Below are 25,304 nucleotides of genomic sequence, written 5' to 3'. Positions count from 1 at the left end.
CCTGTCGTCGTTGAGATACTTGATCATTTACCTCAACTTATCTGCGGGTCATTGGACGGATTTGGGCGGCTTGTCCATTCTTGTCCAAACGAGGGACATCGCGGCGCCATGTTGCGGAAATGTCACTGGCGACCGATGCGCTGCTCAGCCAGGCGCCCGGTGCCGGTCCAACCACCCGCTTGAACCGTCAGGTCAGCCCGCGATTGCCCTCAAACGTGCAGCAACGCGCCCATTTTCGCGAATCTCTATATATCAGGAAATGCTCATATCTTGTGATGCTGTGCCGCTTCGTCCGCTATATAGAAAGAGCACAATGTAAAATATACGCTTACTTAACCTCCGCGTGCATACTGCGGACTGAGCAGACCTGTTTGCTTGCTCTCCCGCACGAATTGAGAATGCGCATGTCGGTTACGCGTCGTACGCTGCTTATGGCCGGAAGCGGTGGGTTGCTGATTTCGCAGGCTCAGGCGGCCAGCACTCAGGCGCAGAGCGCTCCACAGCCCGTCGCAAGCGGCGATGCGCTGCGTATCGCAATGCCGGCCTTCGCTTCCAATCCATTCTTCCCGGCCGATGGGCTGGGCGACAATGGCATAGACATGGAACTGGCGCACGGCATCGCCGCGCAGCTTGGCGTCGAGCCGGTGTTCGACCGGTCCGCCGCAACGTTCGACGCCATGGTGAATTTGGTGAGTTCCGGTCAGGCGGACCTGGCGATCGGCAAACTCAGCCGGACCCTTCAGCGTGGTCGCTCGATCGTCTATTCCCGGCCCTACGCCATGCTGCGCCAGGGGCTGATCGCCAACCGCCTCAACCTGGCGCGTATGGCGCAAGGCAAGCCACCCGAGCAGATCATCCGCGATTTCTCGGGCGATCTCGGCGTGATCGAGGGCTCTTCATTCGCCACCTATGCGCCGACAACCTTCCCTCATGCACAGATTCGCCGCTTCGCCAGCTGGGATTTGATCATCGATGCGATCCGCGACGGGACGATCGATATGGCCTATCGCGACGATTTCGAGATCAAGAAGCTGATGGTCGACGATCCGTCGATGACGGTCGTCGCGCGCTCGATCACGCTGACCGACAAGGTCGACACCATCGCGATCGGCGTGCGCCCGGACAATCCGCATCTCGCGGCCTTTGTCGACCTTTATCTCGATCTCGCCCGGGGTCAGCAGGTTCTCAACACCGACGAGATCATCGCCCGCTATCGCCAGGGGAGCAAAGCCTGACATGGCCATCTCCGACGTAGCCGGCCCCATGCCTTTCGATTGGCGGCTCGCCGCAAAGCGCATCTTGCGCTCACCCGTGACGACGCTGGCGATGATCGGGGCAGGGATCCTGTGCGGTCTCTACTATCCGGCCTTTGCCCACGCGATCAGCCCTGTCGCGCAGCTCTATCTGAATTTCCTCAAGATGGTCGTCCTGCCTTATTTGGTCTCGTCGGTCATCTTCTCCATCACGGCGATGGTCCAGGACCCCAAATCGGTGCGTTACCTGGGCAAGGTGGGCATGGCCGTGCTGGTCGTGTCGTTCCTCGGCGTGCTGGTGAGCGGCACCTTGTCGCTGATCCTCCAGCCAGGCCAGATCGAAAACCCTCAGTCGCGCATCGAGCTTGGCGAGTTCATCAATTCGCAGGGCAGCGTCTCCACCGATCTCGCCTTCCCGTTCCAGCCGCCATCCAGCGAAGGCGCCGACAGCGGCCATTCGATCCTGCTCGACCTGGTGCCGAACAACGTCTTCAACGCGCTGGCCTCGGGCCAGACCATCCAGGTCCTGCTGTTCTGCCTGCTTTTCGGGCTCGCCATGGGGAGGATCCCCCAGCCCTCGTCCATGAGCCTCACGCAGGCACTCAACGCGGTCTACCGGGCCTGTACGGTCCTCACCAACTGGTTCATCTGGGGCTTGCCCTTCGCAACCTTCATCCTGATCGCGGACCAGACCGCGTCGACCGGGACCAAGCCGCTCATGCTGATGGGCGGTTACCTGCTGGTGATGGGGCTTTCCTGCTTCATATTCGTCGCCGGCGCCTTTGCCATCATCGCAATCCGATCGCGGCGAAGCTATTGGACGACGATCAAGACCTGCCAGCCCCTGCTGATGGTGGCCATCACCACGCGCTCCACCGTCGCCTCGCTGCCATGGGTCATCAATCTGTTGAGCGAGCGCCTGCGGTTCAGTCTGGTGGTCGTCGAATTGCTGGTGCCGCTGCAGGCGGCGTTGTTGCGCACCGGCCCGGCGCTGCTTTACACCTCGGGCACCCTGTTCATTGCCCAGCTCTATGGCCATCCGCTCGGCGTGCCAGACCTCGTGCTCGTCGGCATCGCCTCCGCGCTTCTCGCGCTCACCACCGGCGGCATGGGCAGCCTGCTCATCCTGTCCCAGATGTCCATCGTGTGCGGCTACCTGAAGCTTCCCTTCGAAGCGGCCTTCGCCCTGTTCGTCGCGGTGGACGCGGCCGTGGACACGTTCATGACGCTGGCCAGCGTTAGCACCGTCGCGGCGAGCACGGCAATGATCGCGCCCAGCCACCGGGAGACGACGCAGCCTGTCGAAACCGTCTCGGAACAGCTCGAAGCCGAGCCGGTCCGATGATCGACGACAGCATCCGTCCCCAACTCGGCATTATCGGCGGCCTCGGGCCGCTTGCATCGGCTGACTTCTACTTCAAGCTGACCCGAATGACCCAGGCGTACAGGGACAACGACCATGTACCTGCCGTCCTCCTCAGCGTGCCACAGTTGCCCGACAGGACCGAAGCAATCCTCGGCAACCATGACGGACCGTTGGCGGCACTGAAGGCCGCGGTCTCGACGCTCAATGCGCTCGGCGTTGCCTGTATCGCAGTGCCGTGCAACACCGCGCATCATTGGTACGACCAGCTGGCGGCCAATTCGCACGCGGAAATCATCCACATCGGCGACGCGGTGGTGACGGAAACGCGTCGCAGTCTGGACCGGGGCCGGGTTGCGATTCTCGCCACCCAGGGCACGCTGGTCTCAGGCTTCTATCAGGACAGGATGTCGGCGGCGGGGTTTGAGCCCTGCCTTCCCGCGGGCACGGAGTTTCAGCAGCGCGTCGACAACGCGATCAGCCTCGTCAAGGCTGGCTCAATCGCCGATGCCGCGATCGAAACCGAGCGCGCGCTTGATCTCGCGGGATCAGCTGGTGCCGATGCCGCCGTTCTCGGCTGCACCGAACTGTCGGTGGTGGCTGCAAGTCTTGGCGATATGGATGGATTGGTCGTCATCGACAGCAATGCGGCCCTGGCGCGCGCCTGTCTGATACGATTGGGTTTCGGTGCGCAGGACGCCCGGGGGCCTGCCAACCGTATCGCGGTTGCCGGGACGTGATCGATCGCTGCGCGCCAGTCCGGTCATACTGGCCAGACGCGCGGTTTCATGAAGGCGGAAATGTCACGGGCTGTCAGCGCTCTTCATCCAGGCGCCGGGCGTCACGCCGACCACCGCCTTGAACACGCGCGTCAGATGCGCCTGGTCGAAGAAGCCGGTCGCCTCGGCGATGTCGCCAAGCGAAGCGGCCTGACGCGCCATCATCGCCTTCGCCCTGTCGATCCGCGCCTGCATCTGCCAGCGATGCGGCGGCACGCCGGTCGCCGCCTTGAAGGCATGGCTCGTCGCGGTTTCGGAGAGGCCGGTCAGCGCCGCGAGATCGGCAAGCCGGATCCGGTCCAGGCAGTGCGCGTCGATATAGTCGGTGACCAGGCGCAGCTTGCGGCGCGACAGCGGTGACCGACGCCTGGGGGCATTTGGCCGATCGATTTGGAACAGGCTTGCGAACAGGGCGCTGAGCAGGCCCTCGCCATAGAGATCGTGCAGAGGCTGGTCGCTGTCGCACTCGGCGGCGATCAGGCGGGCCAGCATGGCGATGCGTTCGTCGCGAAACTGAAAGCGCGACAACAGCAAGGCTTCGCGGTCGAGGCTGCGGCCGAAGCGACGCGTCAGCGTCGCCACGTCGAAATGCAGGTCGAGATGCCGGATGCGGCGTAGCCCTTCGACCCGGCCACGGATCGGCACACCGGCCGGAATGTAGGCCATGGAGAGGGCCCTGTCGTGGCGGCTCAGTTCGCCCTTGCCGCCTTCGACGAAGAAGGCGCCGTCGCCATCGACGTCGAGCGCGACAAAAAGCCGGGGATCGGGGGAGACGTAGTAACCCTCGGCCCTGTCGCCGCATGAGACATCCCAGAGGTCGGCAACCACGCCGTCCCACAGGTGCCATTTCAGGTCGCCGATGACGGAAAAGCCCTCTATCCGGCTTTCCATGCGCGCAACGAAGGTCAACTTCTGTTTGCCTCCAAGTAATACATGATCAAAATAATCATGTTTATGCCCGGTTGGCGACTGCACCGCAAGCCCCTTGCTTTTACGGCCGCTGGAAGGTCGTCTGCGCCGACGCTTATGGTCAGTTGAGCCTAAACGCTTTCGAGATAGGTCTCGATCTCGAAGTCGCTGACATTGAGGGCGAAGGTGTTCAGTTCCTGGCGTTTGCAGGCGACGAAGGAGTCGCGCAGGATCGCCGGAAAGATCTCCGCCACATGCGTTCCGCTCTCGAAGGTGGCGATCGCGGAAGCCCAGTCCGGCGGCAGCTTGGCCGGGACGACGCCTTGTCCGTCGCTGCCGGTCGGGTCGCCCGGCGACATCTGCCGCTCGATGCCGATCAGTGCCGCGCCCAGTATGGCGGCAAGCACCAGATAGGGATTGGCGTCCGCTCCCGATACGCGATGCTCGATGCGGCGTGCCCCGGTCGGGCCGCCGGGAATGCGGATCGCGACCATACGGTTCTCGTAGCCCCAGGCGACCGCGGTCGGTGCATAGGAGCGCGGGCGAAGCCTGCGGTAGGAGTTGAAGTGCGGGGCAAACACCAGCGTGCTCTCGGCCATCGCCGCCAGCAGGCCACCAACCGCGTGGCGCATGATTTCGGAGCCCTGGTCGGTGCCGTCGTCGAACACGTTGCGGCCTTCGGCGTCGACAAGGCTGAAATGGACGTGAAAGCCGTTGCCGGCCCGATCGCCATAGGGCTTTGCCATGAAGCAGGCGGCAAAGCCGTGCTTGCGGGCGATGCCCTTCACCGTGCGCTTGAACAACACCGCATCGTCAGCGGCGCGCAAGGCGTCGGCGACATGGTTCAGATTGATCTCGAACTGGCCGACGCCATTTTCGGCGATCGCCGTGTCGACAGGAATGCCTTGTGCCCGGCAGGCTTCGTAGACGTCATGGATGAAGGATTCGAAGTCGTCGATCTCGTCGATCGACAGCGCCGCGTCGGAATCGAGACGCCGCCCGGTGACCGGCGACACCGGCCCAACCGGCCGCTGCGATTGCGGATCGACCAGATAGAATTCAAGTTCGGTCGCCGCGACCGGGGTCAGGCCGAGCGCCTTGTAGCGGTCGAGGATGCGTGCCAGCGCCCGCCGCGGATCGCCGAGATAGGGGGCGCCGCTTTCGTCGGCGAGCCAGAGCGGGACGAGTGCCGTCGGATGCGCCGTCCAGTCCACCGGCAGGATGCCGCGTCCCGTCCATTGGCAGAGGCCATCGGCATCGCCGGTCGAGAAGACCAGCGTGTTGCCTTCGATATCCTCGCCCCAGATGTCCAGCCCGATTAGCGAATAGGGCATGCGCAGCTTGCCTTCCAGCGCCTTGCGGGCCTGCTCGACGGGGATGCGTTTTCCCCGCATGACGCCGTTGAGGTCGCACACCGCCGCCCTCAGGCTCTGGATGTCGTTTCTGCTTTCAAGCCAGCTCAGGACGTCCGCAATTGCATCGCTCAATTTCAAAACCTCTGGTTTTCGAAGGTGCCTCAGCCTGATCGGCTGCACTGTCCCTGGTAAAAAATGCTTGTGAGTTTTCGGGAAGCCATCCGACTATTGCCGGATATTTTTCCTTATTTTTTCAAGTCACTAACCGGGATGTCGGGAGGCATTTCAAAACCAATTGTGCGATCTGCGATCGCAACATAGAGGCAAGGAGGCGGAAAGCCAAGGGGCATTCGGCTTGCCGGGTTCGATGCTGGGCAGGCACGATCGGCCTCAGGGTCGACGACGTCGCCCGGCAATCCTAGCTTCTGGCGGCCGGAAATCTGGCCTGCCGCAGGATGTGTGCGGCACCCTCGTCGATGTCGCGGACGATGGCCGCGCGGGCGCGTGCCGCGTCCTGGGCCTCGATCGCCGCGACGACCTCCTCGTGATAGTCGATGTCGAGGATGGAGGAGAGGTCGTCCTCGAAGCCCATGGCGAGATTTCTGAGGAAGGGGCCGACCTGCATCCAGACGGTCTCGATCAGGAAGATCATCTGCTCGTTGCCGCAATGGCGGTAGATCGAGAATTTGAAGGCGTAGTTCTTCCTGAGATAATCGTCGATATCGCCCTGGCGGGCCGCCAGGGTCAATTCGGTGCTGTGGCGCCGGATCGTCCGCAGATTGTTGCCGTTGATGCGTTTTGTCGCGAACTCTGTCGCCGAACCTTCGAGGATCGTGCGCACGGCAGTCAACTGCGAGAACCGGTCGGCCGAAATGACGGGCACCTCGACGCTGCCGTTCGGCATCGGGCTCAGCGCGCGCAGCGCCTGCAGCCGCATGAAGGCGCTGCGCACCGGCATGTCGCTGGTGCCGAGTTCCCTGGCGAGCTTGCGCGAGGTCAGCTTCTGGCCGGGCGTGAACTGGCCGGACATCAGCGCCCGCACAAGCTCCAGATAGACTTTCTCATGCAGGGGCACGGTGTCGACAGCGCTCAACCCGATTTGTGTTCTGTCGGCCATTGGCGGGGGCGCTACTTCATTCGTTCTGAAATCTACCCTGACGACGACAGCCGCGGATAATCCGATCGGGCCGAGCATGGCGGGACGCCGAAGCCAGCGATTTGTCAGCTCATAATAGACGCCTCAATCGTTGCGCGGCAAGCCTGGAACGGGCGACCAGCCAGGTTCCCGAGCGCAAGGCGTCCTGAAAGCCACCGGATCGGGCGCGATTGCCCGGGATCCGACAGCCGGTCGCACAAGGTTTGCCTCTTCATCACAAATCTTGACCTTTCGCGCACTTGCACGTCCGGCCGCTCTCTGGCTTTTTGGGGCACCCATCCGAACGGACTGATTCGCGTCATGCCGCTCGATCGCAATGTCTAGAAGGCAGTCTGCTTGTGGGTCGTGAAGCGCGCGCAATTGGCGAAGGAGAAGCAGGCATGGCCGAGTTCAAGAAGCCGGAAATCTCCGAGATGAGACCCAAGATCACCGTTATCGGCGTCGGCGGCGGTGGCGGCAACGCCATCAATAACATGATCACGGAGGAGCTTCAGGGAACCGAATTCATCGCCGCCAACACCGATGCGCAGGCGCTGACCATGTCGAAGGCGACGCGGCTGATCCAGCTTGGCGCCCACGTCACCGAAGGCCTTGGCGCCGGCTCGCTACCGGAGATCGGCCGTGCCGCGGCCGAGGAATCGCTCGACGAGATCATGGATCATCTGGCCGGCACGCATATGTGCTTCGTCACCGCCGGCATGGGCGGCGGCACCGGAACCGGTGCTGCCCCGATCATCGCGCAAGCGGCGCGCAAGGCCGGCATCCTGACGGTGGGCGTCGTCACCAAGCCTTTCACCTTCGAGGGCAGGCGCCGCATGCAGATGGCCGAAGAGGGCATCGAGCGGCTGCGCGAAGCCGCCGACACGGTGATCGTCATTCCGAACCAGAACCTGTTCCGCATCGCCGATGCCAAGACCACCTTCGCCGACGCCTTCGTCATCGCCGACCGGGTGCTTTATTCAGGCGTCAGCTGCATCACCGACCTTATCGTCAAGGAAGGCCTGATCAATCTCGACTTCGCCGACGTCAAATCGGTCATGCGCGGCATGGGTCGCGCGATGATGGGAACCGGCGAGGCGTCGGGCGAAAGCCGGGCGATGAAGGCGGCGGAAGCCGCGATCGCCAACCCGCTGCTTGACGAAGTGTCGATGAAGGGCGCCAAGGGCGTGCTGGTCTCGATATCGGGCGGCCGCGACATGACCCTTTTCGAGGTCGACGAGGCCGCCACCCGCATCCGCGAGGAGGTCTATGAGGACGCCGACATCATCGTCGGCGCCATCTTCGACAAGAGCATGGAAGGCCGCTTCCGGGTCTCGGTGGTGGCGACCGGTCTCGATCGTGCGCTCGGCGCGGAGGATGCCGGTGTCGGCCTCGCGCATGACCGCGCCGCCCAGTCGCCATTGCGGACGCTGCAGTAAGCCATAGGTTGGCTGGCGCAACGATCGCGGTCAGCTGTATCGATCTCTGTGCCGCTGCTGCTACAAGAATCCGTGATAGGCGGTCCTCTATACTGGCAGTCCGTATCGTTCGAGCGACGAGAGGCGCGGCTTGGAATTTGACTTGAAAACCATCGAAGCGCTCGCGCCTGATCAGGCGTCGCTGAGTTCCGCTTCCAAGTTGACCAAGCAATCGAACTGGCCCCGGCTCGAAAAGAACGAACAGCTGGCGCTCATCTGGGGCGAATGCCAGGGCTCCGGCTCCAATCCCTATCGCGTCGTCGTCGACACCGGCGACCACGGCTACAAATGCACCTGTCCATCGCGAAAGTTTCCCTGCAAGCACACTTTGGCGCTGATGTGGATCGCCGCCACCACACCAGCGAGTTTCACCGCCGCCGGCTCGACGCCGGAATGGGTGAACGATTGGCTCGGCCGTCGCCGGAAGACCACCTCGCAGCCGGCTGCATCGGCGCCCAGTGCGGGAGGCAAGAGCATTGGCGAGGCCTCGCGCGATGACGAAAGCGCCGTTGCCGAGGACGCAGCCACGGTCGAGCGCCGCGAGGCCGCACAGCGCAAGCGCGCTGAGGATACGCGTTCCTCGGTCTCGGCGGCGCTTGACGAGCTCGATCAATGGATATCGGATCAGCTGCGGCTTGGCCTTGCCGGCTTTGTCGACAACAGCAGCGATCGTTGCCGCCGCATCGCTGCGCGGCTGGTCGACATGAAGGCGACAGCGCTTGCCGGCCGCATCGACGAGATTCCATCCCGGCTGATGGGGCTGCGCAGCGAAGAGCGCCCGGATGCCGCGATCCGCGAACTCGGTAAGCTCGTATTGCTGGCCAAGGCCTGGCGATCGACACCTGATGACGCCGAACTGCGGCGGCTGGTATCGACCTCGGAAAGCCGCGAGCAGGTTCTGGCCAATTCCGACGCGATCCAGGTCGAAAGCGTCTGGGAGGTGCTCGGCGAGAAGATCGAGACGCGCCGCGACGGTCTTGTCAGCCATTCGACTTGGCTGCTCGATCTGCAGAGCCCCGGTCCGCGATTCGCCCTGCTGCTCGATTATTTTCCGGCCTCTGCCGGTCGCAGGTCCAATGCCTTCACGCCGGGCGATCGCTTCGATGCAAGGCTGGTCTTTTATCCCGCGCGCCAGCCGCTGCGGGCGCTGGTGGTCGAGCGCAAGGGCGATGTCTCGTCAGGGCAATGGCCGGCATTCGGCTTTGACGCGGCCGATCCGCTCGCCGCCCATGTCGCTCATCAGGACACGGCTCCCTGGCTCACTGATTGTCCCGTCATGCTGCCTCCCGGCGCGATCATGCTCGACGATCGCGGCGATGCCTGGTGGCAGTCCACTGACAATCCGCACGGCATCGCCTTGCCGATCGCCGATAGCGTGAACCCGACGCTGCTTGGGCTGGACCTCGCGGCAACGGCAGCGCTTTGGAGCGGCAGCCGGCTTCACCTTTTGGCGGCGCAAAGCGGCTTCGGGAGGCTTGATCTGTCGTGAACGAGATCGAGCAGACGGGTCTCGCGACCATGCGCGATTGCTGGATCACCGGCGGCACCAGCTTTGACCTGGCTCCAGCCGCGTGGAAGGACATCGCCGCCGGCGCCAGCCCCGACGAGCGTGAGCGCCGGCTGCTGGCGATCGCCGCGCAGGCCCTCGAAATTGCCTTGCGGCCGGCAGCGCCGAAGACGCTGAAGCGTCGCCCGCCGCTGCCCGAACTTGCCTTGCCCATGCTGCCGCAGCCGCTGCGGCCGCTTTTGCGGGCAGCGCTAAAACACGCCGCCGACGCGAGAGCCAAGTCGCGTGTGGTGGCCCTCGTCGCCAGCCGCGGCTTCGTGCTGCACCCGATGGACTGGATGCCGGCCGCGTCGGATCAGACCAGCCCGGACGTCTATGCACCCTGGATCGATTGGCAGGCTGGCGTGGATGGCGAAAAACACACAGGCCGGGAGCAACTGACGGCGCAGAATTGGGACGATTTCTATCCCGCCGCGCGCCGCACTGCGCTGGCCGATATGCGCCGCACCGCGCCGGCCGTGGCGCGGCAGTTGATCGAGACCAAGGGATCGGCCGAACCGGCGGAGATCAGGCTTACGCTCATCGCACTCATGCACTTCGGCCTGGGGGCCGATGACGTGCCCTTCCTGAAAAGCCTGTCCGCCGATCGCTCCGGCAAGGTGCGTGAATTGGCCGGCCGGCTGCTGGCGCGGTTGGGGCAGCACGGCCAGCCAGGCGACAGCGGGCCGGAAGACCCGATAGCCGAACTCGCCGCCTTCATCACGGAAGGCAAATCCGGCTTCATCCGCCGCCGCACCACCTACACGCCGGCAAAGCTGAAATCGCCGGCGCAGGAACGACGCCGCGCCGAATTGTTCGAGACCTGCAACCTGGTCGACCTTGCCGCTCGTTTCGGCGTCACCGAAGCCGATTTCATCGGCGCCTGGCAGTTCGGCGCCGACAACAATGTCGATATCCTTGTCGCCCGCATGGTTGCGGCATCCGGCAGTGATACGGCGGTCACGCACATGGCCGATACGCTTGTCGCTGAGGGCGGCAAGCCGGCGCTTGCCGTCCTGCATTTGATGCCGCGTCTGGACAGTCGCCGACAGCGTGCCCTGATCAGGCTGATTTTGAAGGACGCGCAATATCTCAGTGCGCTCAGCCTGGCCGAGGGCGTCGAAGCAGGCTGGCTGGAGTGGGCCGACCTGACCAACGGCAAGACGCTGCCGGCACTGCGCTCCGCGATTGCGGGAAACGATGATGCCGTGAAGCGCGGCGTCGACCAGCTTCTGGACACGCTGGGCTTTCTCGCCACCACGGCGGCGGCGGAAAAGTTGATCGACGATGTCGTCGCGGCCGGTATGGCGCCGGCAGCACCTTCGCTCGGTCTTCTGCGCCTCAACGCGTCCCTGACCGGGCCTTGAACCAAAACATGATCCATGCGGAGAACAGCAAATGAACGCAGCCATCCGTCTTCCGGTTGAGCAGGCCTATGCCGGTGAATTGCAGGCGCTCGCGCGCAATGACGACCGGCAAAAACCCGCCGGCTGGAGCCTGTCGCCAAAGGCGGTGCTGACCTATCTGCTCGGCGGAAAGGCTGACGACGGCACGCTGATAACGCCCAAATATGTCGGTCGCCGCCGGCTGATGGAAACGGCGGTGGCGACGCTCGCCACCGACCGCGCGCTTTTGCTGCTCGGTGTTCCCGGCACCGCCAAATCCTGGGTGTCGGAGCATCTCGCCGCCGCCATCATGGGTGACTCGACGCTGATCGTGCAGTGCACGGCCGGCACCGACGAGAACCAGATCCGCTACGGCTGGAACTACGCGCAGCTGCTGGCCAAGGGCCCGAGCCAGGAGGCGCTGGTGCCGACGCCGCTCTACCGCGCCATGCAGGACGGCAAGCTCTGCCGGCTGGAGGAACTGACGCGTATGGGCTCGGACGTGCAGGACACTCTGATCACGGTGCTCTCCGAAAAGATGATGCCGATCCCCGAACTCAACACCTCGATCTATGCACAGCGCGGCTTCAACATCATCGCCACCGCCAACAACCGCGACAAGGGCGTCAACGAATTGTCCTCGGCGTTGAAGCGCCGCTTCAACGTGGTCGTGCTGCCTCTGCCCGAAGACATGGCGGAGGAAGTGGCGATCGTCTCCAAGCGCGTCGGCGAGATGGCCGGCGGCCTCGACCTGCCCGTGCCGAAGAATGTCGGCGAGGAGATTGCGCGCGTGCTGACCATTTTTCGCGAGTTGCGCTCCGGCGCGACAGCCGACGGCAAGGTGACGCTGAAGACGCCGTCGGGTTCGCTGTCCACGGCTGAAGCCATCGCCACCATGGTCGGCGGCCTCAGCCAGGCGGCCTGGTTCGACAGCGGCAAGCTCGGCGCCGAAGGTCTCGCTGCCAGCCTTGTCGGCGCGATCGTCAAAGATCCCGTGCAGGACAAGCTGGTGCTGGAGGAGTATCTGGAAACCGTGCTCAAGAAGCGGCCCGATTATGCCGGCTACTACGCGGCCTTGAACGCAGCGATCTGACGCCATGGCAACAGGCGACGTTTCCTATTTCGGCATACGCCACCACGGGCCCGGCTCCGCCGCCAGCCTGGTGCAGGCGTTGCAGGAGTTGAAACCCGTCGCCGTGCTGATCGAGGGGCCGGCCGACGCCTCCGCGCTGTTGCCATTGCTCGCCCGTCCCGAAATGCAGCCGCCGGTGGCGCTGCTCTGCTATCCCGAAGACGATCCGGCCTCGACCAGCTTCTGGCCCTTTGCCGAGTTCTCGCCGGAGTATCAGGCGACGCTGTGGGCCGTCGCCAACAACGCCGCAGTGCGCTTCATCGACCTGCCGTCTTCGGCCCGGGTCGCAACGGCTGAGGCCACGGAAGAAGCCGATGCCGACGGAACGGAAGTCACCGTCGAGGCTGAGTTGGCACCACATCTGCGCGATCCGATCGGCACGCTGGCGCAGGCCGCTGGCTATGAGGATGGCGAGAGCTGGTGGGCCGATATTATCGAGCAGAATCCTGAACCCGGCCCGATCTTTGCGGCAATCGCCGATGCTATGACGACGCTGCGCGAAGGCGAAGGCCCGCTTGCCGAGTTGGAGGCAAAACGCGAAGCGCATATGCGGCTGGAGATCGCTGCCGCACGCAAGGAATTTGACGGGCCGGTCGCTGTCGTCTGCGGCGCCTTCCATGTGCCGGCTCTGCAGGTGACACGACCGCAAAAGGAGGATCAGGCGCTGCTCAAGGGCCTCGCCCGGCGCAAGAGCACGATGACCTGGGCGCCATGGACAGGCCCGCGCCTGGCGCTCGGCTTCGGCTATGGCGCCGGTGTCGTCGCGCCCGGCTGGTGCAAGCATCTGTGGCAGACGCGTGGGCAAGGCGATGCTTCGGTCCTGTGGCTCGCGCGCATCGCCACGGTGCTGCGGGCGAAGGGGCACGTGGTCTCGACCGCCTCGCTGATCGAAGCCGAACGGCTGGCGCGTACGCTCGCCGTGATCCGAGAGCGGCCAAAGCCCGGTTTCGAGGAATTGCGTGATGCCGCGATCGCCGCTTTGTTCAACGGCGAAGCGGTATTGTGGGCGCTGGTCGAAGCCGAACTGCTGCTCGGCGCCGACGTCGGTGAGATTCCGCCCGACACCCCGCTGGCGCCGCTGATCGAGGATCTGCAACGCAACCAGAAGGCGGCGCGGCTGAAGCCCGAGGCGCTGGAGCGCGAATTGTCGGTCGACCTGCGCAGCGAAAGCGGGCTGTTCCGGTCGACCTTGCTGCACCGCTTGAACGTGCTTGGCGTGCATTGGGGCAGGCTGACTGACAGCGGCCGCAGCCGCGGCACGTTTCGCGAGCGCTGGACGCTGGCGTGGGAACCGGAATATGCGGTTCGCCTGGTCGAGAATCTGGTCCATGGGCCAACCATCGAAAAGGCGGCCAATGGCCGGCTGATCCAGATGATCGGCGCCGCGACCTCGCTCGATGCGCTGGCGGCGCTGGTCCAGGGCGCCATCACGGCCAACCTGTCGGAGGCGTCGACTGCAGGTTTGGCGACCTTGGAGGAACGGGCGGCGCGCAGCAGCGAATGCCTGGAAATCCTGGCATCGGTGCCGCCGCTCGCCGACATCATCCGCTATGGCGAAGCCCGCAAGACGGAAACCGCGCGCCTGTCCGGCCTGCTGGAGCGGCTGATCGTCGAAGGCGGCATCGCGCTCCCCTACGCCGCCCGCGATCTCGATGCCCAGGCTTCGACGGCGCTGGTCGGCGCCATGCGCAAGGCCGACGAGGCGATCAAGCTGGTCGAATCGGAACAGGATGTTCTGGACGCCTGGCGCAATGGGCTGGCGGCGGTGCTCGATGGATCGCGATCGACGGCGCTGGTGGCCGGCTGTGCCGCGCATCTGCTTTACGAGGCCGGGCACCTGTCCGCCGACGCCGCGGCGGGTCTGATCGCGCGGCGCCTGTCGCCGGGAACGCCGGTCGCAGAGGCCGCCGGGTTTTTCGAGGGTTTTTTCAGTACCGCCGGTCAGCGGCTGATCTATGACGAGGGCCTGCGCGGCGCCGTCGATGCCTGGCTCAAATCGCTCGACGAGGATGCCTTCATCGCGCATCTGCCGCTGCTGCGCCGGGTGTTTTCGCATCTGGATTCGATGGAGCGGCGGCGGCTGATCGAGGCAGTCCTCGGCCGCGCCAGGCGCCTGCCGGCGGGGCTGACGCCGACGCCCAACGGCGACGAAGCCTGGCGCCGGCACCTGGAACGGCTTGCACCTCTGCTGATGAGCGAGAACGGCAATGGATGACGAGGCCGACATCAACGAAACCGGGCCGGCCGGCGACGGACGGGAGCGCCGCTGGCGCCTGGCGATAGGTGCCGATGACGAAACCTCGTCAGCGCTGTCCGACACCGACAAGCGGCTTTCCGCCGCGCTCGATGCGCTTTACGGCGATGGCGCCGGCGATGCGGCTGCCGATCCGCGCAAGCGGCGCGGCGGGCTTGGTCGCTCGGCGCCGAAGGTGGCGCAGTGGATGGGCGATATAAGATCATTCTTTCCTGCGCAGGTCGTGCAGATCGTCCAGAAGGATGCCTTCGAGCGGCTCAATCTGAAGCAGATGCTGATGGAGCCGGAATTCCTCAAGGCGATCGAGGCCGACGTCAATCTCGTCGCCGACCTGATCTCGCTGCGCTCGGTCATGCCGGCCAAAACCAAGGACATTGCGCGCACGATCATCGCCGAAATCGTTGCCAAGCTGATGCAGCGGCTGGAGCAGAAGACCGCCGAGGCGATCCGTGGCGCGCTCGACCGGTCGCAGCGCACCAACCGCCCACGCCAGCGCGACATCGACTGGCCGCGGACCATCTCGGCCAACCTTCGCCATTATCAGCCCGAGCACAAAACCATCGTCCCGGAGAAGCTGGTCGGCTTCATGCGCAAGCAGCGGAGGCTGGTCGATCTGGATGAGGTGGTGCTGTGCGTCGACCAGTCGGGTTCGATGGCAAGCTCGGTGATCTACGCCTCGATCTTCGCCGCGGTGATGGCCTCCTTGCCGGTGGTGCGCACCAAGCTCGTCTGCTTCGATACGGCCATCGTCGACCTGACCGAGGAACTCAGCGATCCCGTCGAGGTCCTGTTCGGCGTGCAGCTTGGCGGCGGCACCGACATCAACCAGGCCGTCGCCTATTGCGCCGATCGCATCGAGCGGCCGACCAAGTCGCATATGGTGCTGATCACCGACCTGTATGAAGGCGGCAACGGCCAGGAATTGCTGCAGCGGCTGGCGGCACTCGTTCGCTCCGGCGTCAATGTCGTAGTGCTTCTGGCGCTGACCGATCAGGGCAGGCCGGGTTATGACCCGAAGATGGCGGGTTCGGTGGCCGCGCTCGGCATTCCCGTCTTTGCCTGCACGCCGGACCTGTTTCCCGACATGATGGCGGCGGCCTTGCGGCGGGAAGATGTCGGCGCATGGGCGGCAGGCGCCGACATCAAGTTGATTCGCGCCGAGGACGACAGCCCGGCGGCCGACGCGTAAGGCGCGCTCAACTCGGTGTCATCAAAAGCGGCAATCCAAAACCATGCTTGAAAAAGCCGGCGGTGCTGACCTGCACGCCGGAAGAGCCTCCTTCGCATCATTCATTCACTGACATCGCCAGACGACCGGCCGAAGCCTGCTTCGGCCGTCATCTCGTGATTTGCGCCAATCGATCGCTTGACTCTGATCGCGCCTTGTGAAAAATTTTGCAGCAACTGATAAAAATATCAAAGGGTGGAAATGGTAGGGTTCGGCAACGGTCTCCTGCGCGACGATGAAACCAGCATGGCGACACGTGCCGCGTGGCTTCACTATGCCGGCGGCCTGACCCAGTCCGAGGTCGCCAAGCGGCTGGGGCTGACCAGCCTCAAGGCCCATCGCCTCATCACCAAGGCCAACCAGGAAGGGCTGGTGAAGGTCTATATCGACGGCGAAGTGTCGGAATGCGTCGAGCTCGAGGACGAACTGTCCCGCCGCTACGGCCTCGACTATTGCGAGGTGGTTCCGGACTTCGATTCCGAGGATCTGCCGCTCAAAGCGCTCGGCATTGCCGGCGCGCAGTTCCTCAAGCGCGAGATCGAGCGTGGCGAGGAGGCGTTGATCGGCGTCGGCCATGGCCGCACGCTGGCAGCCTGCGTGGAATATCTGCCGCGCACCTCGACCGACAAGATCCGCTTCGTCTCGCTGCTGGGCGGCCTGACGCGCAAATTCTCGGCCAATCCGCATGATGTCATTCATCGGCTCGCCGAACGCACCGGCGCCGAAGCCTATGTCATGCCGGTGCCGATGTTCGCCAACACGGCGGAGGACCGGACCGTCCTGCTCGGGCAGAAAGGCATCAGCGAGGTCTTCGATCTCGCGAAATCCGCCGACCTGTTGTTTGCCGGTGTCGGCACCGCCGAACGTGAGGCGTCGCTGGTTGCCACCGGCATGATCGAAAAGGGCGAGATGGAGGAGATCCGCCGCAACGGCGGCGTCGGCGAATTGCTCGGCCATTTCTTCGACGAGGCCGGCAAGGCGGTGGCGACGACCGTTTCCAACCGGGCGCTGGCCTTGACGCGTGAGGACATTGCCAGCCGCCGGATCGTCGCCGTCGCCGGCGGCAAGATCAAGGTTCGCGCCATCAAGTCGGTGCTCGAAGGCCGCTATCTCAAGGGCCTGATAACAGACGAGCGGACGGCGCGATCGCTCGTGGAAGAGACGCCGGTCGGGTAGCCGGTATCAGTTTGGTTGAAACTACCCTGTGGAGGAGAAAACGAAATGCATGAGAAAGAGAAAGACCTCATCGACGCCTTCCTGCGCGGACAAGTCGACCGTCGCGGGCTGATCAAGGGCTTGGGTGCGATGGGCCTTGCCGCCGGCACCGCCGGCACGCTGCTCAACCTGGGACAGACCCGGGCGCTGGCAGCGGATTTCGACTGGCAGGCGCATAAGGGCAAGACCATCAAGCTCCTGCTCAACAAGCATCCCTATGCCGATGCGATGATCGCCGATCTGGAAAACTTCAAGAAGCTGACCGGCATGAACGTCGTCTATGACGTGTTCCCGGAAGACGTCTATTTCGACAAGGTCACGGCAGCACTTTCGGCAAGCTCGCCCGAATACGATGCCTTCATGACCGGCGCCTACATGACCTGGACCTATGGCCCGGCCGGCTGGATCACCGACCTCAACGAATGGATCAAGGATCCGGCCAAGACCAACCCGAACTATGCCTGGGACGACTTCTTGCCTGGGGTGAAGAACTCCTGCGCCTGGAACGGCAAGCCGGGCGGCGCGCTGGGTTCGGATGATGCCAAGCAGTGGTGCATTCCGTGGGGCTTCGAACAGAACAACATCACCTACAACAAGGCGATGTTCGACAAGGCCGGCGTCACCATTCCCGGCAACATGGACGAGATGGTCGCCGCGGCGGCCAAGCTCACAAAGGATGTCGGTGGCGGCGTCTACGGCATCGGCGTGCGTGGCTCGCGCTCCTGGGCGACGATCCATCCCGGCTTCCTGTCGGCCTATGCCAATTTCGACCAGAAGGATTTGAACGTGTCGGCCGACGGCAAATTGTCGGCCGCCATGAACACCGCCGAATCCAAGGCCTTCCACAAGCAGTGGGTGCAGATGATCCAGGAGAGCGGCCCCAAGGACTGGTCGACCTACACCTGGTATCAGGTCGGCACCGATCTCGGCGCCGGCGCTTCGGCGATGATCTTCGACGCCGATATCCTTGGCTACTTCATGAATGGCGGCGACAACAAGATGGCCGGCAAGCTCGCCTTCGCAAGCTTCAAGGCCAACCCGGCAGCCAAGGCGGCGACACCCAACATCTGGATATGGTCGCTGGCGATGTCCAATTTCTCGAAGGACAAGGATGCCACCTGGTACTTCATGCAATGGGCCTCCGGACCGGAGCATGGGCTGTTCGGCGCAACCAAGATGGACTTCGTCAATCCGGTCCGCCAGTCGGTCTGGAAGGACGAGATGTTCCGCGAAAAGCTGAACAAGAGCTATCCCGGCTATGTCGAGATGTTCGACGCCTCGGCGCCGGGCGCCTCGATCAAGTTCACGGCGCAGCCGCTGTTCTTCGACCTCACCACCGAATGGGCGGCGACGCTGCAGAAGATGGTGGCCAAGGAAGTGCCGGTCGACGAGGGTCTCGACAAGCTCGCCGAAAGCATCAACGGCCAGCTCAAGGAAGCCGGCCTCGGCTAAGTCGCAACGAGGGCCGGCCTGCTTGGCGGACCGGCCCTCATCACACCTTTTGACGTTTGCGATGCGGTGCCGGAAGGTGGCCGCTATTTCGCCCGACCGGTCGCCTTGCTCCCTTGGGCGGCCGGCAGGGCGAAGCGACAGCAACAACGGAGCAGCTCGATGACTGCGGTGGTATCGCAAAGGCCCAAGCCCTCCGGCTTCAGGATCAGCAAGCGGGTGCTGCCCTATGTGCTCAGCCTGCCGGCCTTGCTGGTCTGCATCGGCATTCTGATCCCGTTCCTGACCTCGGTCGTCTATTCGTTCCAGCGCTATCGGCTGAGCCAGCCCTGGGCGCGGCAGTTCAACTGGGGCGACAACTACATCTCCTTCTTCACCGATCCAAAATTCTGGAACACGCTGAAAGTGTCGCTGCTCTATGCCGGCACCACCGTCGTGCTGGAGCTGCTTCTCGGCCTCGCTATCGCCCTCTTGTTGCAGAAGCGCTCGACGCTGAACAATTTCATCTCGATCATGCTGTTGATGCCGCTGATGACTGCGCCTGCACTTGCCGCCCTGATGTGGAAGCTGATGACCAATCCCGGCTTCGGCGTGCTGAGCTATCTCGCCAGCCTGATCGGATTGCAGGATTTCCGCTGGGCATCATCGCCGTCGACGGCGCTGTTCACCGTGGTTCTGGTCGACATCTGGGTCTACACGCCCTTCATCATGATCCTGCTGCTTGCCGGCCTTCGCAGCCTGCCGACGCAGCCTTTTGAGGCCGCCGCCCTTGATGGCGTGCCGAGGAGTTTCGTGTTCTTCCGCATCACGCTGCCGATGCTGACGCCCTATATCCTGACGGCGACTTTGTTCCGCCTGCTCGATTCCATTCAGCAGTTCGACATCATCTACGCCATGACGCAAGGCGGGCCGGGCGATACGCTGACCGTCTTCCAGGTCGAGGCCTATCTCAACTTTTTCCAGTCGACCAATGTCGGCCGCTCGGCGGCGCTGATGATCATCCTGTGGGCGATCACCTATTTCCTCTCCAACATCTTCATTAAGAACTGGCTGCGGCTGCGCGAACGCGCCCGTGGTCAGGCATAGGAGGCCGGGATGGAACACACATCCTTGCTCGAACGCATCCTGCGCGGCATAGCACTGACGCTGGTCGTGATCTTCTTCATGTTCCCGATCGTCTGGATCTTCATGATGTCGTTCCAGACCAACGAGACCATTTTGCGGATTCCCCCGCAGCTGATCTTCGAGCCGACGCTCGCCAATTACACGGCGCTGATCACCGGCAAGCTGATCACCGCCGCCGGCACACTCGATATCGCCTTCATGCGCAACCTCTGGAATTCGGTGTTCCTGTCGGTGACCTCGGTGGCGGTCTCGCTGCTGCTCGGCGTGCCGGCGGCATACGCCTTCGCGCGGCACAAGTTCCGCGGCTCGGAGGACATCGCCTTCACGCTGCTGTCTTTCAAGTTCGCGCCGGCACTGCTGGTGCTCCTGCCGCTCACCCTCTATTTCCAGAAGCTCGGGCTGGCCAACACCTATATCGGGCTGATCTGGGTCTACCAGCTGATCTGCCTGCCGCTGATCCTGTGGATCGTGCGCGGCTATTTCGAGGATATTCCGGCCGACATCGAATATGCCTACCGTATCGGCGGCCATTCCTGGTTCGCCACCTTCCGCAAGATCGCGCTGCCGCTCGCCGGCCCCGGCATCGCCGCCGCCGGCCTGCTCGCCTTCATCTTCGCCTGGAACAATTTCGTCTTCGCGCTGGTGCTGGCCTCGGCCGACAAGCAGCCGGTGACGGTCGGCGCGCTCGCCTTCATCACCTCCTCGGGCATCCAGTACGGCCAGATTTCGGCGGCCATCGTGCTCTCGATCACGCCGACGCTGGCGCTCGCCCTCTATGCACAGCGCTATCTGGTCGAAGGCCTCTCGCTTGGCGCGGTGAAAGGATAGACATGGCCAGCCTCGAACTCAGAAACATCGTCAAGCGCTACAAGAGCCAGACCGTCCTCGACAATCTGTCGCTGACCGTCGCTGATGGCGAAACCCTTGTGCTGTTCGGTCCGTCAGGTGCCGGCAAGACGGTGCTGCTACGGCTGGTTGCCGGCGTCATCGACCCGGATGAGGGCAAGATCTTCATCGGTGGCGACGACATGACCGACGTCGATGCGGAGTTCCGCGGCATTGGCATGGCGTTCCAGAATTTCGCGCTGTTTCCGCATATGACCGCGTTCGACAACATCGCCACGCCGCTGGAGGCCAAGCGGTCCTCGCAGGGCGCGATCAAGGCCGGCGTCGAGAGCGTCGCCAAGCTGTTGAAGATCGCCCATGTGCTTAGCCACAAGCCGCGCGCGCTCTCCAATGGACAGAAGCAGCGCACGGCACTGGCCCGCGCGCTGGTCGGCTCGCCGCCGCTTCTGCTGCTCGACGATCCCTTGCGCAATGTCGACGCCAAGCTGCGCTTCGAGATGCGGCTCGAACTGCCCAGGCTGCTTGCCGACCGCGGCGCCACCGTCGTCTACGTCACCCAGGACTATAAAGAAGCCATGGCGCTTGGCGACCGCATCGCTGTCATGTCGCAAGGCGTCATCAGACAGCTCGGCACGCCCGAGCAGATCTATCGCGAGCCGGCCAATATCGAGATCGCCCGGCTGTTCGGCGACCCGACCATCAACCTGCTCGACGTCAAGCCCGCGCGGGATAGCAGGGGGATTTATGTCGGCCTGTCCAATGTCCAGGTCCATCTCGCCGGCGCTTACGACACGGCGGTCGGCCGCGACTGCGTGATCGGCCTGCGGCCGGAAGCGTTAAGCTTCGTCGAGGAAAGCACTCCCGGCGCCATTCCGGTGACGGTCGAGGCCGAGACGCCGCTCAACGAAAAGATCGTCACGCTGGTGCGCACCGTGCGCGGCCGCGAGATCCTGGTTTCGCGCCCGGCCGGAATGCCGGGGCGCAGCGAGGGCAAGGCCCACATCGCCGTCGACGGCAAGAGTGCCTTGCTGTTCGATCACGCCAACGGTGACCGCATCGGTTCGAAAAACGTCGTCGCCTTGCGCAATGGAGAAGCGGCATGAGCCAGAGCGCACTCACCATTTCAGGTGTCGACAAGTTCTATGGCCCGATCGATCGCGGTGTCCACGCCGTCAAGAACCTGACGATGGAAATCGCCAAGGGCGAGATCGTGGCCCTGCTCGGCTCTTCCGGCTGCGGCAAGACCTCGACGCTGCGCATGATCGCCGGCTTCGAGGACGTGTCGCGCGGCGAGATCACGGTTGCCGGCCGCAAGGTGCACACTCTGGCGCCGGTCAAGCGCAATGTGGCGATGGCCTTCGAAGGTTACTCGCTCTACCCGCCGCTGACCGTGCGCGAGAACATGGCCTTCGCGCTCAAGGCGGCGCGGCTGCCGAAGAGCGAGGTCGACGCCAAGGTCGCCAGCATCGCCAAGCTGCTCGAGATCGAGGACATATTGGAGCGCTACCCCAGCTCGATCTCCGGCGGCCAACAGCAGCGCGCCAGCCTCGGCCGCGCGCTGATCCGCGAGGCCGACCTGCATCTGCTGGACGAGCCGATGGGGCAGCTCGAACCGCAGCTGCGCGCCGTGCTGCGCGGCCGCATCAAGCACTTTATCAAGGAGCGCGGCCTGACCGCGATCCTGGTCACCCACGACCAGACCGAGGCCAATGCGCTTGCCGACCGCATCGCGGTGATGGAAGGCGGCGTGCTGCAGCAGTTCGACACGCCAGACCAGATCAAGGAGCGCCCGGCGAACCTGTTCACCGGAACTTTCGTCGGCGAACCGCCGATGAACGTCTTCGAGGCCTATGTTGGCACGTCCGCAGGCCGCATCAATCTCAGGCTGCCAGATGGCCTGTCGCTCGATTACGACAAGGACGCCTTCAGCGCTCCGGTTCGCGATCAGTTGCTCAGCCGCGAGCGGGTCGTCATCGGCATCAGGCCTTACGCGGTCCGGCGCTCGAAGGAAGGCGTTCCCGCCAGGGTATCGGCCAACCAATGGCTCGGCGACCAGACCCATATAGCGGCCGACTTCGCCGGCGGTTCTCTGGTCCTGGTCGAGCATGACCGCACGCGTCTCGATCTGGGTGCGCCGATCAATGTCAGCATCGATCCGAAGAACCTACACGTCTTCGACCAAACGAGCGGCGAGGCGATTTCGCACGGCATGGAGCTTGCCTGATGCGTGACATACTGATCGGCATCGATGCCGGCACCTCCGTCATCAAATCCATCGCCTTCGACATAGCGGGCCGGCAGATCGCCGCCGCAGCACTCCCCAACCACTATGAAACGCTGCCGGGCGGCGGCGCCGAACAGGATTTGGCGCGAACATGGAGCGATGCCGCCACAACCCTGCGCCAGCTCGCCGACAAGGTGCCCAATCTCGCCAATCGGACCGTCGCCATCGCGGTCACCGGGCAAGGCGACGGCACCTGGCTGATCGACGACAAGGGCGAGCCGGTGGCCAAGGGCTGGCTCTGGCTCGACGCGCGCGCCGCCGCCGTCGTGGAAGAGATCCGCGCGCGGCCCGAGGACCGGCTCCGCTTCGAAAAGACCGGCAGCGGTCTCGCCGCCTGCCAGCAGGGTTCGCAGTTCGTGTTCATGAAGCGCACCATGCCCGAAATGCTCGGCAAGGCGGCAACCGCGTTCCACTGCAAGGACTGGCTCTATTTCAGGCTGACCGGCGAACGCGCCACCGATCCGTCGGAGGGAACATTCACCTTCGGCGATTTCCACACCCGCGACTACAGCGACGAGGTACTCGACGTGCTTGGCGTCGCCGATCTGAGGCATCTGCTGCCGCCGATCGTCGACGGCACAAGGCACAGCACCGGGCTGTCGCAGGCAGCGGCCGACGCCACCGGAATGCTGGCCGGTACGCCCGTCGTGCTCGGTTATGTCGATGTCGTCTGCACAGCGCTCGGCGCGGGCCTGCTCGATCGCGAGCGCAGGCCGGGCTGCTCGATCATCGGCTCCACCGGCATGCATATGCGGTTGGCCGAGACTCCCGACGATGTGCAGCTGAACGACGCGGCGACCGGCTACACAATGGCGATGCCGGCGCCCGGCGTGTTCGCACAGATGCAGTCGAACATGGCGGCGACGCTCAACATCGACTGGGTGCTTGGGCTGGCCTCCGGCATTCTCGCCTCGCAAGGCATTACCCGCAGCAATGGCGAGATGATCGCGCTGGTCGACACCTGGATCGCGGCCGCTCAGCCGGCGTCGCTGCTGTATCAGCCTTATGTGTCGGAGGCGGGTGAGCGAGGGCCGTTCGTCGATGCCAATGCCAGGGCCGGTTTCGTCGGCATTTCCTCGCGGCACGGCTATGCCGACCTCGTCCGCGCCGTCTTCGAGGGATTGGCCTTTGCGGCGCGCGATTGCTACGCCGCGATGGGGCCGCTGCCGCGCGAAGTCCGCCTGACCGGTGGCGCCGCCAGGAGCCCGGCGCTGCGCAAGATCCTGGGTGCCGCGGTGGGCGCAGACATCCGCACCAGCGCGCGCGAGGAGGCGGGCGCAGCGGGTGCTGCGATGATCGCCGCGGTCTGCGTCGGTCTCTACCCGTCCATGGACGCGTGCGTCGGCGAATGGGTGACGCCGCTGCTTGGCGAAGCCGAGCCGAGCGACCGCAACCTCGCCGCGATCTACGACAAGATGACCCCGTCCTACATGTTGGCGCACCAGGCGTTGCGGCCGGTCTGGCGCGCGATGGCTTCAGTGCAGGCAAATTGAGAAGTCGAGTATGCGTAAGAGAATAGCGATCATTGGCGACAACTTCATGCTGCCGGAGGTGTTTCGCGCCAAAATCGAGAAGGTCGCGACTGGCGATCTCGACATCAGGACATTGCAGACGGCCTGGCCCGACGAGCCGATGGAGTTCGGCAATCCGGCGCTCGGCCTCGACAAGGTCAAGGAATATTTCGGCCACCCCGACGACGTCGTCGACTTCATCGGCGATGCCGAGATTCTCGTCACCCAGCTGGCTCCGCTTTCGGAGGGCATGATGCGGCGTCTGCCTGATCTCAAGCTGGTCGCGGTTTCGCGCGGCGGGCCGATCAACATCGACATGGCTGCCGCAAGGGCGCACGGGGTCACTGTGGTCAACGTGCCCGGCCGCAACGCGACCGCCGTCGCCGAGTTCACCATCGGCGCCATCCTGGCCGAGACGCGGCTGATCCGGGTCGGCCACGAGGCCTTGCGCAAGGGCGAGTGGCGCGGCGATCTCTACCGCGCAGACCGCACCGGCCGCGAGCTCAACGAAATGACCGTCGGCGTCATCGGCTACGGCAATATCGGCACCAAGGTGGTGCGCCTGCTGCGCGCCTTCGGCTGCCACGTCCTCGTTTGCGACCCTTATGTGCAATTGAGTGCCGACGATCGCAATGCCGGCGTCGAACTCGTCGCGCTGGACGATCTGCTGTCCCGCTCCGATGTCGTCACGCTGCATCCCCGGGTGACCGAGGAGACGCGCGGCATGATCGGCATGGACACCATCGCACGGATGAAGCCGGGCGTGATCCTCATCAACACCGCACGCGGGCCGCTGGTCGACTATGACGCGCTCTACGAGGCGCTGGTTTCAGGCCAGATCGCCAGCGCCATGCTGGAGACGTTCGCGGTTGAGCCGGTGCCATCGGACTGGCCACTGCTGCAGCTTCCCAACGTCACACTGACGCCGCACATTGCCGGCGCTTCGGTGCGCACCGTCACCTATGCCGCCGAACAGGCCGCCGAAGAGGTGCGCCGCTACCTCGCCGGTCTGCCCCCGGTCAATCCGTGCTGAGGCAGCCGCCATGACGCATCAAAC

General features: G+C 64.2%; 20 protein-coding genes. 17 read left to right on the top strand and 3 right to left on the bottom strand.

Annotated features, from left to right (window positions below; genetic code table 11):
* The first annotated feature begins 119 nt into the window (after positions 1 to 119).
* Genes AC1D05_RS04100 through cuyB form a run of 3 tightly spaced genes read left to right on the top strand, consistent with a single transcriptional unit; the run spans position 120 to position 3,356 of the window.
* Positions 120 to 1,235 carry a substrate-binding periplasmic protein gene (locus tag AC1D05_RS04100; RefSeq protein ID WP_477438446.1) on the top strand — a complete coding sequence of 372 codons (1,116 nt, stop codon included), beginning with the start codon at positions 120 to 122 and terminating at the stop codon, positions 1,233 to 1,235.
* Between the two features lies 1 nt (position 1,236).
* Positions 1,237 to 2,598 (top strand): dicarboxylate/amino acid:cation symporter, encoded by a 1,362-nt coding sequence (locus AC1D05_RS04095; RefSeq protein ID WP_477438444.1) that lies wholly within the window; start codon positions 1,237 to 1,239, stop codon positions 2,596 to 2,598.
* The gene (cuyB, locus tag AC1D05_RS04090; protein WP_477438442.1) at positions 2,595 to 3,356 is read left to right on the top strand and encodes a cysteate racemase; all 762 of its coding nucleotides are present in this window, start codon (positions 2,595 to 2,597) and stop codon (positions 3,354 to 3,356) included. Before AC1D05_RS04095 ends, cuyB begins: the two co-directional genes overlap by 4 nt.
* A gap of 63 nt (positions 3,357 to 3,419) precedes the next feature.
* Here cuyB and AC1D05_RS04085 read toward each other — a convergent pair whose 3' ends face one another.
* From AC1D05_RS04085 to AC1D05_RS04075, 3 genes are all read right to left on the bottom strand, one after another.
* The gene (locus tag AC1D05_RS04085; protein ID WP_477438440.1) at positions 3,420 to 4,304 is read right to left on the bottom strand and encodes a helix-turn-helix domain-containing protein; all 885 of its coding nucleotides are present in this window, start codon (positions 4,302 to 4,304) and stop codon (positions 3,420 to 3,422) included.
* Between the two features lie 131 nt (positions 4,305 to 4,435).
* The gene (locus tag AC1D05_RS04080; RefSeq protein WP_477438438.1) at positions 4,436 to 5,791 is read right to left on the bottom strand and encodes a glutamine synthetase family protein; all 1,356 of its coding nucleotides are present in this window, start codon (positions 5,789 to 5,791) and stop codon (positions 4,436 to 4,438) included.
* Between the two features lie 286 nt (positions 5,792 to 6,077).
* Positions 6,078 to 6,752 (bottom strand): GntR family transcriptional regulator, encoded by a 675-nt coding sequence (locus AC1D05_RS04075; RefSeq protein WP_477438436.1) that lies wholly within the window; start codon positions 6,750 to 6,752, stop codon positions 6,078 to 6,080.
* Positions 6,753 to 7,195: 443 nt separating this feature from the next.
* On the opposite strand from AC1D05_RS04075, the gene ftsZ reads away from it, so the two are divergent.
* The 14 genes from ftsZ to AC1D05_RS04005 all read left to right on the top strand — a co-directional run bounded on the left by ftsZ (position 7,196) and on the right by AC1D05_RS04005 (position 25,280).
* Positions 7,196 to 8,233 carry a cell division protein FtsZ gene (ftsZ, locus tag AC1D05_RS04070; protein WP_477438434.1) on the top strand — a complete coding sequence of 346 codons (1,038 nt, stop codon included), beginning with the start codon at positions 7,196 to 7,198 and terminating at the stop codon, positions 8,231 to 8,233.
* A 142-nt stretch (positions 8,234 to 8,375) separates the two neighbouring features.
* Positions 8,376 to 9,761 carry an SWIM zinc finger family protein gene (locus tag AC1D05_RS04065; RefSeq protein WP_477438432.1) on the top strand — a complete coding sequence of 462 codons (1,386 nt, stop codon included), beginning with the start codon at positions 8,376 to 8,378 and terminating at the stop codon, positions 9,759 to 9,761.
* On the top strand, positions 9,758 to 11,185 hold the full coding sequence (locus AC1D05_RS04060) for a DUF5691 domain-containing protein (RefSeq protein ID WP_477438430.1): 1,428 nt from the start codon (positions 9,758 to 9,760) through the stop codon (positions 11,183 to 11,185). The genes AC1D05_RS04065 and AC1D05_RS04060 overlap by 4 nt, the downstream gene beginning before the upstream one ends.
* A gap of 31 nt (positions 11,186 to 11,216) precedes the next feature.
* On the top strand, positions 11,217 to 12,296 hold the full coding sequence (locus tag AC1D05_RS04055) for an ATP-binding protein (protein WP_477438428.1): 1,080 nt from the start codon (positions 11,217 to 11,219) through the stop codon (positions 12,294 to 12,296).
* A gap of 4 nt (positions 12,297 to 12,300) precedes the next feature.
* Positions 12,301 to 14,550, top strand: a complete 2,250-nt coding sequence (locus AC1D05_RS04050) for a DUF5682 family protein (RefSeq protein ID WP_477438426.1) — start codon at positions 12,301 to 12,303, stop codon at positions 14,548 to 14,550.
* Positions 14,543 to 15,778: a VWA domain-containing protein gene (locus AC1D05_RS04045; protein ID WP_477438424.1), complete on the top strand. Its 1,236-nt coding sequence runs from the start codon at positions 14,543 to 14,545 to the stop codon at positions 15,776 to 15,778. Before AC1D05_RS04050 ends, AC1D05_RS04045 begins: the two co-directional genes overlap by 8 nt.
* A gap of 240 nt (positions 15,779 to 16,018) precedes the next feature.
* Positions 16,019 to 16,993 (top strand): sugar-binding transcriptional regulator, encoded by a 975-nt coding sequence (locus AC1D05_RS04040; RefSeq protein ID WP_477438422.1) that lies wholly within the window; start codon positions 16,019 to 16,021, stop codon positions 16,991 to 16,993.
* Between the two features lie 45 nt (positions 16,994 to 17,038).
* Positions 17,039 to 18,484 carry an ABC transporter substrate-binding protein gene (locus tag AC1D05_RS04035; protein WP_477438420.1) on the top strand — a complete coding sequence of 482 codons (1,446 nt, stop codon included), beginning with the start codon at positions 17,039 to 17,041 and terminating at the stop codon, positions 18,482 to 18,484.
* Positions 18,485 to 18,643: 159 nt separating this feature from the next.
* The gene (locus AC1D05_RS04030; RefSeq protein WP_023777019.1) at positions 18,644 to 19,567 is read left to right on the top strand and encodes a carbohydrate ABC transporter permease; all 924 of its coding nucleotides are present in this window, start codon (positions 18,644 to 18,646) and stop codon (positions 19,565 to 19,567) included.
* Between the two features lie 9 nt (positions 19,568 to 19,576).
* The gene (locus AC1D05_RS04025; protein ID WP_172351524.1) at positions 19,577 to 20,434 is read left to right on the top strand and encodes a carbohydrate ABC transporter permease; all 858 of its coding nucleotides are present in this window, start codon (positions 19,577 to 19,579) and stop codon (positions 20,432 to 20,434) included.
* A 2-nt stretch (positions 20,435 to 20,436) separates the two neighbouring features.
* Positions 20,437 to 21,555, top strand: coding sequence for an ABC transporter ATP-binding protein (locus tag AC1D05_RS04020; RefSeq protein WP_477438418.1), 1,119 nt, complete (start codon positions 20,437 to 20,439; stop codon positions 21,553 to 21,555).
* Positions 21,552 to 22,676, top strand: coding sequence for an ABC transporter ATP-binding protein (locus AC1D05_RS04015; RefSeq protein ID WP_477438416.1), 1,125 nt, complete (start codon positions 21,552 to 21,554; stop codon positions 22,674 to 22,676). The genes AC1D05_RS04020 and AC1D05_RS04015 overlap by 4 nt, the downstream gene beginning before the upstream one ends.
* The gene (locus AC1D05_RS04010) at positions 22,676 to 24,229 is read left to right on the top strand and encodes an FGGY family carbohydrate kinase (RefSeq protein ID WP_477438415.1); all 1,554 of its coding nucleotides are present in this window, start codon (positions 22,676 to 22,678) and stop codon (positions 24,227 to 24,229) included. Before AC1D05_RS04015 ends, AC1D05_RS04010 begins: the two co-directional genes overlap by 1 nt.
* Before the next feature lie 10 nt (positions 24,230 to 24,239).
* Entirely contained in the window at positions 24,240 to 25,280 is a 1,041-nt protein-coding gene (locus tag AC1D05_RS04005) for a 2-hydroxyacid dehydrogenase (RefSeq protein ID WP_477438413.1), read from the top strand.
* Positions 25,281 to 25,304 lie beyond the last annotated feature (24 nt).

The organism is Mesorhizobium sp. P2_E9, assembly GCF_056403815.1.
Note: the sequence above shows the minus strand (reverse complement) of the source record. Positions and strands in the feature narration are given on the sequence as shown.